Origin of the sequence: Saccharicrinis sp. GN24d3 (genome assembly GCF_052400645.1) — a bacterium.
GTDB lineage: Bacteria > Bacteroidota > Bacteroidia > Bacteroidales > Marinilabiliaceae > Saccharicrinis.
Window position 1 is genome coordinate 44756 of sequence record NZ_JBQTGI010000017.1, and the last position, 14604, is coordinate 59359.

The 14604-nt window shown below is 37.7% G+C and carries 12 protein-coding genes; 8 read left to right on the top strand and 4 right to left on the bottom strand.

Translation table 11 applies throughout. From position 1 onward, the window contains the following. The first annotated feature begins 28 nt into the window (after positions 1-28). From ACT29I_RS18890 to ACT29I_RS18900, 3 genes are all read left to right on the top strand, one after another. Positions 29-1234, top strand: coding sequence for a cofactor-independent phosphoglycerate mutase (locus ACT29I_RS18890; RefSeq protein WP_430931397.1), 1206 nt, complete (start codon positions 29-31; stop codon positions 1232-1234). A 75-nt stretch (positions 1235-1309) separates the two neighbouring features. After that, positions 1310-2605 (top strand): threonine synthase, encoded by a 1296-nt coding sequence (gene thrC / locus ACT29I_RS18895; protein WP_430931398.1) that lies wholly within the window; start codon positions 1310-1312, stop codon positions 2603-2605. Between the two features lie 122 nt (positions 2606-2727). Beyond that, positions 2728-3375 carry a tetratricopeptide repeat protein gene (locus ACT29I_RS18900; RefSeq protein WP_430931399.1) on the top strand — a complete coding sequence of 216 codons (648 nt, stop codon included), beginning with the start codon at positions 2728-2730 and terminating at the stop codon, positions 3373-3375. A gap of 256 nt (positions 3376-3631) precedes the next feature. Here the strand turns inward: ACT29I_RS18900 and ACT29I_RS18905 are convergent, their stop codons facing one another. From ACT29I_RS18905 to ACT29I_RS18915, 3 genes are all read right to left on the bottom strand, one after another. Continuing rightward, complete coding sequence (locus ACT29I_RS18905) at positions 3632-5152, bottom strand: alpha-L-fucosidase (RefSeq protein ID WP_430931400.1); 1521 nt, start codon at positions 5150-5152, stop codon at positions 3632-3634. Between the two features lie 45 nt (positions 5153-5197). Further along, complete coding sequence (locus ACT29I_RS18910; protein ID WP_430931401.1) at positions 5198-6223, bottom strand: L-rhamnose/proton symporter RhaT; 1026 nt, start codon at positions 6221-6223, stop codon at positions 5198-5200. 205 nt (positions 6224-6428) lie between these two features. Beyond that, on the bottom strand, positions 6429-7460 hold the full coding sequence (locus ACT29I_RS18915; protein WP_430931402.1) for a uroporphyrinogen decarboxylase family protein: 1032 nt from the start codon (positions 7458-7460) through the stop codon (positions 6429-6431). Between the two features lie 139 nt (positions 7461-7599). Here ACT29I_RS18915 and ACT29I_RS18920 point away from each other — a divergent pair, with 139 nt between their 5' ends. The 3 genes from ACT29I_RS18920 (at position 7600) to ACT29I_RS18930 (ending at position 11006) form a co-directional block, all read left to right on the top strand. Then, positions 7600-8466 carry an AraC family transcriptional regulator gene (locus ACT29I_RS18920; RefSeq protein ID WP_430931403.1) on the top strand — a complete coding sequence of 289 codons (867 nt, stop codon included), beginning with the start codon at positions 7600-7602 and terminating at the stop codon, positions 8464-8466. A 336-nt stretch (positions 8467-8802) separates the two neighbouring features. Beyond that, complete coding sequence (locus tag ACT29I_RS18925; RefSeq protein WP_430931404.1) at positions 8803-10449, top strand: diphosphate--fructose-6-phosphate 1-phosphotransferase; 1647 nt, start codon at positions 8803-8805, stop codon at positions 10447-10449. A 158-nt stretch (positions 10450-10607) separates the two neighbouring features. After that, positions 10608-11006 (top strand): RrF2 family transcriptional regulator, encoded by a 399-nt coding sequence (locus tag ACT29I_RS18930; RefSeq protein WP_430931405.1) that lies wholly within the window; start codon positions 10608-10610, stop codon positions 11004-11006. Here ACT29I_RS18930 and ACT29I_RS18935 read toward each other — a convergent pair. After that, complete coding sequence (locus ACT29I_RS18935) at positions 11003-11707, bottom strand: 16S rRNA (uracil(1498)-N(3))-methyltransferase (RefSeq protein WP_430931406.1); 705 nt, start codon at positions 11705-11707, stop codon at positions 11003-11005. The two genes, ACT29I_RS18930 and ACT29I_RS18935, sit on opposite strands and share 4 nt — an antisense overlap. Positions 11708-12120: 413 nt before the next feature. On the opposite strand from ACT29I_RS18935, the gene ACT29I_RS18940 reads away from it, so the two are divergent. Both ACT29I_RS18940 and ACT29I_RS18945 read left to right on the top strand, forming a co-directional pair. Continuing rightward, the gene (locus tag ACT29I_RS18940; protein WP_430931407.1) at positions 12121-12777 is read left to right on the top strand and encodes a hypothetical protein; all 657 of its coding nucleotides are present in this window, start codon (positions 12121-12123) and stop codon (positions 12775-12777) included. 528 nt (positions 12778-13305) lie between these two features. After that, positions 13306-14604, top strand: a 1299-nt coding sequence (locus ACT29I_RS18945) for a hypothetical protein (protein WP_444794142.1), incomplete at its 3' end; no start/stop codon positions are given.

The following is a 14604-nucleotide window of genomic DNA, read 5'->3' on the forward strand; positions in this document are numbered from 1 at the left end:
TCTTGGTAACTGATTAAAAAAGATTAAAATGAAATATTTAGTAATATTAGCAGATGGGGCTTCTGATGAACCGTTAAAGGAATTGGGAAATAAAACGCCTTTGATGGCGGCAAAAACGCCTCATATCGATAACTTATGTGCCAAAGGTGTTTCTGGTCTTTTGGATACGGTGCCACCGTCATTGCACCCGGGTAGCGAAGTGGCCAATATGATGGTGATGGGGTATGATGCAGCCAAGTATTACAGGGGAAGAGGTGTACTCGAAGCGGCTTCTATGGGAGTGAAAACTTCTTTGGATGATTTGGTTTTCCGCTGCAACCTGATTTCAATTGAGGATGAAAAAATTTTAAATCATTCCGCAGGACATATTTCTACAGAGGAGGCCAAGGAAATAATGGAATTCCTTCAGGAAAAATTAGGATCGGATATCGTAAGTTTTTACCCGGGCGTGAGTTATCGTCATTTGATGGTGGTGAAAGGCGGAAGTGATAAAATTAACTGTGTGCCTCCTCACGACGTGACAGGCACTCCATTTAAGGAAGTATTGCCAACTGCAAAGGGAGATGGCGCTCAGGCTACCATAGATATCGTGGTTGATTTAATGTTAAAGTCAAAAGAACTGTTGAAAGATCATCCTGTGAATATGAAGAGGAGAGATGCTGGCAAACCGGCGGCTGATATGATCTGGCCATGGTCCGCAGGTAACACTCCCGACATGCCAACTATGAAAGAACTATATGGAATAGAATCAGGTGTAGTTATTTCGGCGGTGGATTTAATATACGGATTGGGAGCTTATGCCGGACTAAAAGGTGTTCATGTGGAAGGTTCTACAGGTTTGTACGATACAAATTACGAAGGCAAGGCCGAAGCCGCCATAAAAGCTTTAAAAGAAAACCAATATGTGTTTTTACATATTGAGGCCAGTGACGAAGCAGGACACGAAGGCGACCACGTATTAAAAACAAAGACCATAGAATATCTCGACGAAAGAGTGGTGAAATATGTAATAGAGGAAGTTGAAAAGATGGACGAACCGGTAACGATTGCTCTATTGCCCGATCATCCAACACCATGTGCGATAAAAACACATACCAGAGATGCGGTACCGTTTTTTATAGTAAAACCCGGACAGGCACCAGATTCCGTTAAGGAATATAATGAGGATGCAGCTAAAGAGGGAGCTTACGGCACTCTCTACGGCCCCGAGTTTATGCAAGAGCTTTTAAAATAAAATGAACGATTGAGAGTAAACTTATAAAGGTGGCCTGTAACCTTTACAGCCCACCTTAACCTAGATAGTATAAAGATGCGATTTTATAGTACTAATTCACCAGGTGTTAAAGTAAGCCTGAAAGAAGCTGTTCTAAGGGGATTGGCTGCCGACAAAGGACTTTTTATGCCCGAAGTTATTCCTCAGTTGGAAGCTTCGTTTTTTGATAATATTCAGAATAAAACTTTACAGGAAATTGGTTTTGAAGTGTTGAAACCATTCTTCTGTCCTGATATACCGGAAGAAAAGTTTAAAACCATTGTAATCGATGCGTTAAATTTTGATATTCCGGTGGTAGCTGTGGATGAAGATATTTATTCACTGGAATTGTTTCATGGGCCAACCTTGGCTTTTAAAGATGTTGGGGCCCGTTTTATGGCTCGTATACTTTCTTACTTTGTAGGGGATCAGGAAAAGGAAGTAAATATTTTGGTGGCCACATCCGGGGATACAGGAAGTGCCGTAGCCAATGGTTTTTATAAAGTTCCCGGAATAAATGTATTTGTGCTATATCCCAAAGGTTTGGTCAGTGAGGTGCAAGAAAAGCAGTTCACCACTCTTGGTGAGAACATAACATCTATTGAAGTGGATGGTACGTTTGATGATTGTCAGCGCATGGTAAAGGAGGCTTTTATGGATAAAGAGCTGAACGAGAAACTGGTCCTTACCTCGGCCAATTCAATCAATCTAGCTCGTCTTTTACCGCAATCGGTGTACTACCATCATGGATATGCCCAATTAAGAAAAGCAGGAATTAAGGATGACATCGTATTTTGTGTTCCCAGTGGTAACTTTGGAAACATTACAGCCGGATTGGTTGCTCAGGTGATGGGACTCCCGGTAAAAAACTTTATAGCCGCAACAAATATAAACGATATTGTTCCTAAATATTTAGAGACCGGTGAATATGTGCCGGCACCATCTAAATCGACTGTAGCCAATGCCATGGATGTTGGTGATCCAAGTAACTTTGTACGCATAATGGATTTGTTTGACTCTAGTCATGAGGTGGTTAGGGCAAAGGTTGAAGGTCTTTCGTATACCGATGATGAAATTAGGGCCGGGATAAAAAGGGTAGATGAAACGTGCAACTATATATTAGATCCTCATGGAGCCACCGGGTTTATGGCCCTGGAAAGTAAATTAAAAAAAGGTGAAAAAGGAATTTTTCTGGAAACAGCCCATCCCGCCAAGTTTCCGGAAGTGGTGGAGAATGTAATTGGAAGAAAAGTGGAGGTTCCGGAACGCTTGCAAGCTTTTATGGCCGGAGAGCCCAGAAATATTCAACTGAAAGCTACTTTGAATGAGTTGAAAGATTTTCTTTTGAAATAGGCACAGTTATTGTAATTTTTTTAACGAAATGTTTCACAATTGTTAAGATTTTTAAAAAAAAAGTTATTTTTACGAATCTAAAATTGTAAACTCATAACATAAAATAATAAAAGACAAAGATTATGAAGAACATTCTATCGGTAACATTATTGTTATTCACAATGTTAGGGGCTGCTTATGCGCAAGAGGAGAAAAGTGCAGCCGAATTCAAAAACGAAGGAAATGCCGCTTTAAAAGCGAAGGATTACAAAACAGCATTGGCTTCTTTTGAGGCTGCCATAGAAGCTTGGGACGAATCTGAGGATATGGATGCTGCGATGGTTTATAATACGGCTACATGTGCAAGGAAACTTAAAAACAATGAAAAGGCACTTAAGTATTATGCACAGTCGAAGGAGTTAGGTTACAAAGAAGATGTAGCTACTTTCTACTCGGGTATGGCGTACAAATCTATGGATAAAATGGACGATATGGAAAAAGTACTCTTGGCCGGTGTTGAAGAGTTCCCAAATAGCAAGTATATTGGTTATATGAAAAAAGAGCTTGGAAAACACTATGTTAAACAAGCCAATGAATTCTTTACCAATGGAATATCTATTTTAAATACCAGAACGGATGCCAACCGCGATCAATGGGATGCTATCAAAGGAAAAGCCAAAGCTGAATTTGATCAGGCAGACAGCCTAGCAGATAAAGCTTTAGGTTTTGATGCTAAAAATAAAGCAGCTAAAACCATTAAAATTAAAATAGTTGAGCTTTTGAAAAGCTAACCGAAATTTATTAGGAAATAAAAAAAGGATTGTTCTGTAGAGCAATCCTTTTTTCTTGGAAAAAATTATCGTGAGTTAAGGTATTTTATAACTCGTAAAAATACGATGCCTTAAACTAAAAAAAACAAAAGTATCCGGATACTTGTAATTACCAGTGCTGATATATGATAGAGCTATTTCTTTTAGGGGAATCATATTCAATACTAAGGGATTAATAAAACAAAGGTTGCACGATAGTACAACCTTTTACATTATTCTATTGTTTAGTTTTGAAGATATCACCTGGGGCATTTTCAAGTTCAATTTTGATCCCTAAAGCATTTTTTAGGTTGGTACCCCGTGGTAATTCAATTACCAATTCATCGTTTTGTTGAATCCATTTGATGTCTTTTTCATATCCCAGGATAGTAACCGCTTTAATCGCATCATTAACAATCCGGTTATTTGCACCAAATGCATTTATACTAATGGATTTTCTTTGGTCGGGCTTTAGCCAAAAGGCATATATGGTTTGACCCTTTTGGGTGAACCTAATATCTTCCGAAGAAAACCCTTTATCCTTCATATTGCCATGTAAAACCATTTTGGCATTGGTAGGCCCTTCTCCGAATATAGTAAATGGTGTGGTTTCGTAAATACCTTCACCATTCACTTTTAACCAGGCACCAATCTCTAATAAAATAGATTTTTGGTCATTGGGTATAACTCCATGTTTGTTAGGTGCTACATTTAATAGTAAAACACCATTTTTGCTTACAATATCAATTAAGTCGTTGATATATCCTGAAGCTGGTCGCATGGTATAACCGTTGGAGTATCCCCATCGCCAACCACCTAGCGACATATCTGTTTGCCAGGTTTCTTCTCTGATCCTGTCTAATTTACCACTTTCTATATCCAAAACAGCAGCTCCGTCGGGGATTGGTTTCCATTTGATGTTTTTGTAGTTAAGAACCACCTCCTGATTGTTCTTTAAACCTTGGTTATAATAATTGGCAAGCAGTTTTTTCCTGGCTTCTTCGTATTCCGGTTCGCAAAGCCCAAGGTCGAACCATAATAAATCTGGTTTGTACTGCGTCATCATATCCAAGGTTCTGTTGTACCAATGTTTTACAAAAGCTTCGGAAGCAGGAGCCCATCTTTCGTGTGGTTCCCAGTAAAAATCCTGTAATTCAGGATTGGTGGTTTCAAATTTATCTTTATAAGTCCACCAATGCCAACCATAGGCATAATGCGAAGAAACACCGACTTTTAAATCTTGCTTACGCGCTTCTTTAAACAAGCTACCCACAATATCTTTTTTCGGACCCATTTTTACCGAGTTCCAACGAGTAATTTTAGAATTGTACATAGCAAAACCATCACAGTGTTCTCCAACAGGAACCACATACTTTGCACCGGCTGCTTTAAATAAATCAACCCATTCTTTGGCATTAAAATCTTCAGCTTTGAATTCCGGAATAAATTTGGTGTAGCCGTAATCTTCCGGTTTCCCATAGTTCTCGGTATGGTATTTATAAGCCCTGGACGCTTTCTGAGATGGATTCCCTAAGGCATCTACAGTTTCTTCTTTCCACATGTGATACCCATACCATTCCGAATCGTAGGCAGGTACCGTTGTTGGACCCCAATGAATAAATATTCCAAATTTGGCGTCTTTATACCATTGCGGAATCTCGTATTGTTTTAGCGATTCCCATTCGGCTTTATATTTTTTTTGGGCAATAAGCCCTGAAACTACTACCGTTAATAGTAGAAATAATATTTTCTTTTTCATTTTTTAATTTTAAATCTTACTTCTCATCGTTGTTGTCTGCTCTTTCTATCCTGCTAAAGTGTCCGCATAGCCAAATAATACCAGCGAAACAATCAGCACAAAAACACCTAACAGCATTTGCCAGAACGGTTTCATAGCGCCCTTCCACTCACCTGTGAAATAGGCTAAAATATTTGATGCTATTACGGCAAGTGCGCAATATATTGGCCACCCTATTACTTTTCCTAAGTCGCCAAGTACAGCTGTTGACATACCAAACAAAGCCAATGGTGCAAACCAAAGTACAGCGGTAATAGATGCAGTAAGATATGCTTTCCATACCCCGGGTGTGGTGAACGAATTAAATGTTTTATTTTTCAACATCATAACAAATGCATAACCAGCCTGTATTGCCAGTCCACCGATAAATACATACACCCAATTTAACAACGACGCATTATAAGGTTCCGCTCCCTGTAAGATTGCAGTATCTGCGGCAACTTGAACTCGGTCAAACCCCAATGGTAGGCCTGAGCTGAATATTCCATTTGCAAAGGCAAAAACAAACATAAGCACTAGCATCCCTTTCGATAACGATGATACATCGGGCAGGTCGCCTTTTATTTTCTCTCGTTTAGCACCGGCCAATGTAATAATAAGAATCCCCAATATTAACACGGCAATACCGGTCAGAATCCAGTATGTCGACGTTTTAACCCAGATGTTTTCACCACGAAAAAGTACCCCAAGAGAACCTATCATCGCACTCATGCTCATACCAATGCCATAAGTAATCGACAAGCCAAGGAATACCAGCGCTTTTGCCCACATTAAAGCACCAATTCCCCATAATGCGCCCATTGTTGCGGCGATAAGCATATTTTTAGTAGCAACCGCTTGTAGTGCTGCAACGGGATCGGGAATAACTATGTTTATCCAAATTAAAGGTACAGCTATCATCGAAAGAATACAGAAAAGAAACCAGTACGCTTCCCAGCTCATGGGTTGAAATCTTTTTTGACCATACCCCATTGTACCCTGGCTGATACTAGCCGAAAATAGAAGGATAAAACCTGTGAGTAATGCACTCATATTATTTTTATTTAGAAATTGTTAATGTTTTGTTTTTAACGGTTTATGAACCTGAGTTAGATTGAAATTGTAGGTCTAAAAGAGGTTGCTAAAAACAAATTTCAACTTTGTTATTGTTAATTGGTGTTGACTAATATTGTTTCTGTAAATATCTAATTAATTGAAGATATTATCACCCCTCAACCAGCAAAAAAGACACAAATAATTATGATTTAACCGCGTCAAAAATAGCTTGGATATTCTCCGGGGCAATATCAGGTAAAATGGCCTCGTGACTAGGGGAAATAATTAAACCGGTCGGAAACAATTTTTTAAGTTGAGTAACACGTTTTTTTATTTCCTCAGGAGTACCATTCACCAATAACTCTTGCGCATCCACACCTCCACAGAAAACTCCATTCTCAATTTTCTCACTAAGATTTTCAGCGCTCATATCAGCAGCCAGAGCTTGTATAGGGTGTACAATATCTACCCCCATATCATATAGGTCGTTGATGATTGGGAAGATGGAACCACAAGAGTGGTGGAGGACTTTTAGGCCATAACTCTTAGCTTGATCTACTAGTTTTTTAGTTCCCGGGAAAACATAAGTGCGTAACATATCCGGATCAACCATTAAAGCAGTTTGACTTCCGAAATCATTACCAATTAATACACCATCCAATTTTCCTTTGGTAGCTTCATAAAACATTTTGTTTAATTCAAGGTAAAAACCTGTAATTTTATCAATTACCGCCTGAAACATATCCGGGTACATCATCATGGTAATCAGTGCATCTTCCATTCCAAAAGCGGCACAAGTATCCTGAAAATGAGCGCTCCACATGATACCCATCTTAAAATAATCATCGGATACTTCAGTCACTAGTTTTTTAGATTCTTCAATATCCAGGTAATCTGCTGGGTTGGGCCAGTCAAAGGAGTCAATCTCGGCAGGGTCTGTTTTTCCCTGGAAAAAGCCCGGTGCAGTCAAAGTACGTTCGTCCTGGGTTCCTATACTTGTGGGCTTCGCAAATTGCAGGGCACAGCCAACATCATTAAAAGGAGCGTTGTGGTAGGGCACTTCTATGGGCCATACATCATCCTTTATAGATTTTTTTAATCCTTCAATACTGCTTACATTGAAGTGTTTATATAAATTCGGTAGGGCCGGGGGAACCGGTAGCCCTAACCAGGAGGCAGGGTAGTCAACTTTTTCCCGGTTTATGGTTGCATATACTCTTTCTTTTGATGTCATAATATAGATTTTTAAGTTCTTTGATCAGCTTACAAAGCTAGTCCGTTTATTATCGGGAACGGTTCAAATATCCGATGGTGTTTTGTACAAATCCGATATAATGAGTTATATTTGAAGACTTGACGTAAATAATTTTATTATGCTTGCACCGGGTTTAATTGATGACATAAAGGTTCATATTTATAACGCTTCCAAAATTAAGGTAGGTACGGAATGGAATTATTCCAATATTGTTAGTCCTTTTTCTCGCATATATTTGATTACCGGGGGTGAGGGAGTTATTATGCCTAAAAATAAGATGCATCAGTTAAAAGCAGGATACCTCTATCTGATTCCCAGCTATACATTGTGTAGTTATCACTGTGTGGAACCAATTTCGCAGTATTATTTGCATTTTTCACATAAGTTGTCGGATGGCGTAAAGATTTTTGATCGTATTTCTATAAAAAATGAGGTGAGAGCTACCGATTTAGACTATGCTTTATTTCAAAGATTACTCGAAATTAATCCGAATATCGCTTTGAAATATTCAGATCCTAATATCTATGAACATCGAAACTGGTCGGTCAATGATTTTACCTCTACTTCCAATAGTGCGCAGTTAGAGACCATTGGTATTTTAAAACAGTTGTTTTCGCGTTTTATTGAAACCGATCTTAAAAAAGAAGTAAGCTTAAAAACGCAGTATAAGCTTACCAATGTATTCAGACACATATCGACCAACTTGCACAGGGATATCAAATTGGAAGAATTAGCAGAAATAGCATGTTGCTCAAAAGATCACTTTTCACGCCAGTTTAAAAAGATCACACATATGTTGCCTAATGATTATATCAACATTAAAAGGATTGAAAAGGCACAGGAACTTTTAATAACAACAGCAAAAAACCAAAAACAAATCAGCGAAGAGGCCGGCTTTAATAGTCAACAGTATTATACTCGAATTTTTAAGAGAATTGTAGGAACCACGCCTGTTGAATATAGGAAAATGGGTGGGCTTATATAATGGTGTCTGGCTATATGAGGTATTAAGATTATCTATTTAAATCATAAACGATATGCCGTGTATACTTCGGTATTTGGTTTTTTATGCAAAATCTATTTTGCCATCAATAAGTCCCCTAGCTTATCTTCTGCTAAGCATAAACTATTATATCCGAAAGAGATCGAGTTTAAATAAGTGTTAAATTGTAAATATAAGCCTGTATTTTTTTTTAAATTGAAAAAATATAAACATTTTTGCAGCATCTGAAAAAGTGAGTTTGATCATGTTTCTAACTTGGTGCTTTTCAGAAGAATTGAAAAAGATTATTTTCTAAAAACTATATTTAATTTGGATAAGATGATTAAAAGTCCACTTCAAATCGCACGTGAGAGCTACGCTCCAAAATTGCCTGCGGCACTTAAAGGATCTGTAAAAATTGTAGAAGGAAAAAATACTGAGTCTGTTGCAGACCAGGATGATATCAAAAAACTTTTCCCTAATACGTATGGAATGCCTGTATTAAGCTTCGAAGCAGGAGAATCTTCTGCAGTAACAAAAGCAATTAGCGTTGGTTTAATTTTATCGGGAGGTCAGGCTCCTGGTGGCCATAACGTAATTTCAGGTATTTACGACGGGTTGAAAAAACTGAACCCAGCTAATAAAGTATATGGTTTCCTGGGCGGTCCTGGTGGATTGGTGAACAATGATTACGCTGAATTAACAGACGACATCATTGACCATTACAGAAACACGGGTGGTTTTGATATCATTGGTTCCGGACGTACCAAGTTAGAAGAAGAAGCTCAATTCGATAAAGGTCTTGAAAACTGTAAGGCATTAGGCATTAATGCGCTCGTGATTATAGGTGGAGATGATTCAAACACCAATGCATGTGTGCTTGCCGAATATTACAAACAAAAAAATGCGGGAGTACAAGTAATTGGTTGCCCTAAAACGATCGATGGTGACCTTAAAAACGAAATGATTGAAACCTCGTTTGGTTTCGATACCGCATGTAAGGTATATAGCGAGTTGATTGGTAACATACAACGCGATGCGAACTCAGCTAAAAAATACTGGCACTTCATTAAATTAATGGGACGTTCTGCTTCTCATATTGGTTTAGAGTGTGCGCTTCAAACTCAGCCTAACGTAACAATTATCTCTGAAGAGGTAGAGGCTAAAAATATGAGTCTTGATCAGGTAGTTGAGTATATTGCCAATATTGTTGCAAAACGTGCTGCAAAAGGTGAGAATTTCGGTACTGTTTTAATTCCTGAAGGATTAGTTGAGTTTATTCCTGCTATGAAAAAACTAATTGCCGAGCTTAACGACTTATTAGCACATAACGAGGAAGAAGTAAATGTTCTTGAAACGAACAGTGAGAAGAGAGGTTACTTATCGGCAAAATTATCTGCAGATATGGCTGAGGTATTCAGAAGCCTGCCAAACAGTATCGCTAACCAGTTAATGTTAGACCGTGACCCACATGGAAACGTTCAAGTATCGTTAATTGAAACCGAGAAGTTATTAATTGATATGGTTAAGGCTAAGTTGAAGAAAATGAAGAAAGCTGGCCAATATACGGGTAAATTCTCTGCTCAAGGGCACTTCTTTGGTTACGAAGGACGATGTGCCGCACCATCTAACTTCGATGCTGATTATTGTTATTCATTGGGTTATACTGCTTCTATTCTTATTGCAGAAGGAAAAACGGGTTATATGGCATCTGTTCGTAACTTAACGGCTCCTGCAGATAAGTGGATAGCAGGTGGTGTACCTGTAACTATGATGATGAACATGGAGCGTCGTCATGGTCAAATGAAGCCTGTTATTCAAAAAGCGCTTGTAAAACTAGATGGTGCCCCATTTAAAGCGTTAACAGCTAATCGTGACGATTGGGCGGAAAATACCAAGTATGTATATCCTGGTCCTATCCAATATTTCGGCCCCAGTGAAGTTTGTGATTTACCAACTAAAACATTGGTTGAAGAAAGCAAATAAGTTGCTTGTCAATCATATAACACAGACCCGCACCTGTTGGTGCGGGTTTTTTTATGTTCTATTTTAGTATTTAAGACTTTTATTTACCGATTCAAATCGTTTTATTTGTAGGAACAAATAGCTATTAGGTATTTTAGTATTAAATAAAGCAATCGCAAATGTCCAAAATTATAACTCTATCCGAAGCTGCTTCCATAGCACTGCATGGTATGGTCTTAATCGCAAAAACAGATCATAAACTAAACGTGAATCAGATTTCAGAAATGATTGATAGTTCCAGACATCATGTGGCAAAAGTATTTCAACGTTTAGCAAAAGAAAATTTTGTGTCCTCCAATAGGGGACCAAGTGGTGGATTTGTCATAAAAAAAGATCCCAAGGATATAACCTTGTTGGAACTGTACGAGGTAATTGAAGGGCCTGTTGAAGTCCAGGGTTGTCCGGGAAACAAAGAGCGATGCCCATTCAATAAATGTATCATGGGCGATTTGGCTTCTGCCTTGGCTTGCGAGTTTAAGGATTTTTTGGGCCGTCAAACTTTGGCCGATTACGTTTAGTCTTTTTGATTGATTAAATTAATTGTTGCACACCCCATTATGGCAGCTGTCTCAGTTCTTAAACGTTCTTTGCCCAAACTAATGGCCTTAAATTGATGATCCGTTGCCATTTGAATCTCACCTGGCGAAAAATCACCTTCCGGACCAATTAATATAACGGCGTCTGAATTTGGCTCGTAAACAGTTCTCAACAATTGCTTGGGCATGTTTTCGCAATGTGCAATAAAACAGTTGGCAGTTGATTTGTTGTTGACGAATTCCTTAAACGTAACAAGCCGATTCAACTTTGGTATATAGGCTTTAAGCGATTGTTTGGAAGCTGAAACAATTACTTTCTCCAATCTTTCCGGTTTAATTACTTTTCTTTCGGAATGATCACATATAATAGGTGTTATTTCTTCAATACCCATTTCCGTTGCTTTTTCTAAAAACCATTCAAAACGGTCAATGTTTTTTGTGGGGGCCACAGCCATATGGAGCGAAAATGGTCTTCGTTCTTCAGTATTTGTTTCAACAATTTTTAATGTACATTTTTTCGGATTAGCATCAATAATTTCCGCTGAATACCTGCAACCTATGCCATCCATCACTGAAATTATATCTCCGACTTGATGACGTAGGACACGAATACAATGTTTTGATTCGTCCTGAGATAGAATATTTCCATTATTCGAAAAATCCGGCTCGTAAAAAAGGTACATATAATGCTGCTTAGTGTGCTATTTCTGCAACGTCAAATATAATTGTTTTGAATAAGAAGAGTATATTTTTCTTAAGAATTGTAGAAAAATTTTATATTCATTATTATTATTAAGTATCAGATCGTTCTTATTTATCTTATAATCAGATATAATATTAACTACATCGGTCTTATATTGGTTATTGATAGTCTATTATATATTTTAACTATTCTAAATAATATTTTAACATGTCTGAATAATAAATAAACAATTCTAATTTTGTAAATGATATTACATTAATAAAAAAGATACCTACATATCAAAATAAGATATAAATAATTTGTATATTCAATAAATTTAATTTTAGTTTGTTAAATGATTCCAATAATGATTAAACTATTAATAATAAATAGTTAAATTAAGAATTATATTTTATGCATTATACTAAACATACTAAAAAAGAATATCTATATAAACTTAAGGATATTACATCAAAGAGTGCTGATGTGGATGATATTCGTAAGGTGGTAGGCGGATATGGGTATGACAGCAGGAAACTTGCAGAGGGAAAAAGACTGGCTGAAGGTCTTGAACGCTTAAATATTGAGGTGGCTAAACAAAGTTTGATAAAAAAACGAATGTTTGCGAAGAAAAAGAAAGTTCAAACTGAAGTGCATAAAAAATATATGAAGTTTTTGAAGTTATCCAGAATAGCTTTTTTAGACGATGTTGAAGCACAGGAAGCCCTACTATTAACGGGAGCGAGAGCAAGAACCTACGAAAAATGGATGTCGCAAGTAGTGGTGTTTATTGATAATTTATTGGTTAATAAAAACTATATCGCCACTCTGGAAGGCTTTGGGGTGACCTTAAAAGAAATAGAAGACGTCAAAACCAGGTTGAAGGAGTTAAACGCACTTTCTTCGGAATGTGTTAAAATTACCGGGGTGGTTCGTATGCTAAATCATAAAACAAAGAAAGAAACTGTAGTGATGCAACACTGGTTAAGCAGTTACATCAAGGTAGCGCGTATAGCCATGGAAGAAAATCCCAAGTACGGAAAGCTTATTAAACGGGCCATTGGGGAATAGTTGTGTTTATTTGAGTGTTTTGTTGTATTACCTGTTGGCATGGCCTTGAGTTCGTATTTGCCCAATTGTGGTTTCTGATAAATAGGAGAAAGGCATAATATATAGTTAAGATTTATCAAATGGTTTTAAACATGGACTTTTATGCGTTCATAATATAAATGATGTGTTTGACAAAAAAATATTACAGAATACTCAGCTATTGAAACTAATACGCAGATTACTCGTAGAAAATGGTTAAACCGCCAGTAGGTAAGTCTAATTGGCTGTTTTGATGTTGTTTTGAACGAGTTGAACTGTGACCCTAATTTGTGATAATTGAGCTATTAGGGTTTTGAAATAGCAATTATCTATATAGGATAGATAAGTTTATAACAAATAGAAATAATAAAAGAACACACCCAACTAATTTAACAGAATCTGGTTGGAACCGTTGCCATTTTGGGACCTTGGCGGCGATTGTTTTTTTTAAGGTTTTTCTATTTGCGCTGAATTTTATTATTGGAACTAGGAGACATTAATCATTATAGGATGAGAAAAATATACCTTACACTATTCATTTTATTCGTATGGAATTTGCTTGGCGTTTCGTCTGTTTTGTTTGCGCAAACGGATGAAGATCTGAAGACTTATTCCAAAGCGCAAAGTGAATTTTATAAAGATGCTTTGGAAAAAGGTTTCCCTTCCTTAAAAGGGGGAAATGGAAATAATCCGAATATTGCTTCAAGTTATTGTTCTGAGGAAGGACAGGTTAATATTACTCCAACCAGTTGGCACGATGATGCTGCAAGTATTGTATGGCAAATACGAACTGTTTTAGGCTCAGTTGAATATCATGCTGATTGGGCAGATGTTTCGGGTAGCGGTACTTCTACTGTGTTGGAGTTTCATACAGATAGGGTAGACCCTAAATACTATGGGGCACGAATTTATTTCGATTATTATCAATATGATGCTGGATATACTCCTCTAAGTATTGGTTCCGATTATACCATTCTCAACCAAACACCAACAGTATTTGAATTAACATCAGAAGATCCTTTTGTTTGTCCCGGTGATCCGGTGATTTTGACTTTGGGGAATTCCGAACTAGGAATAGATTATCAACTTAAAGATTCGGATGGTAATGATGTTGGGTTTCTGATAAACGGAAGTGGAAGTTCGATTGATTTTACCGTTAACCCAGGTACAAATACTACTTATTATGTGGACGCCGTTAATGCTGCAGATAATTCATGTAATAAGAACATGAATGGCAATATACTGGTTACCGTTCATGATAACCCGGTAATAAACTCAATCAGCCCTAATTCAGAGATTTGTTATGGCGAAAAGACTACTTTGAGTGCTACAACGGATATGGATCCAAATGTAGATTATTTATGGGATGATGGTGCTGGAAATACAAGTAGTGCTGCTTCTTGGGATGTGTCGCCTGTAGTTACAACTACATATAATCTAACGATAACAAATAGTATAACTTCTTGTAGTGTTACAACAAGTGTCACTGTCACAGTAAATTCTAACCCAAGCATAACCGCCAACAGCAACAGTCCTGTTTGCCAGGGGTCGGATATCAATGTGGGCTCAACACCTAGCGGAGGCTCGGGCACATACACCACATTTAGTTGGAGCGGGCCCAACGGTTACAGTGTCGACTCTCAAAATGCGGTGATTGCAAATGCAGTAGAGGTTAACGAGGGGGATTACTATATTACGGTTACCGACAACAAAGGCTGTTCAAGTGACGGAACAACATTTGAAACCGTTGTTGTAAATGAAAGGCCAACCGTAACGGTAAACTACAACGCCCCGGTCTGTGAAGGGACG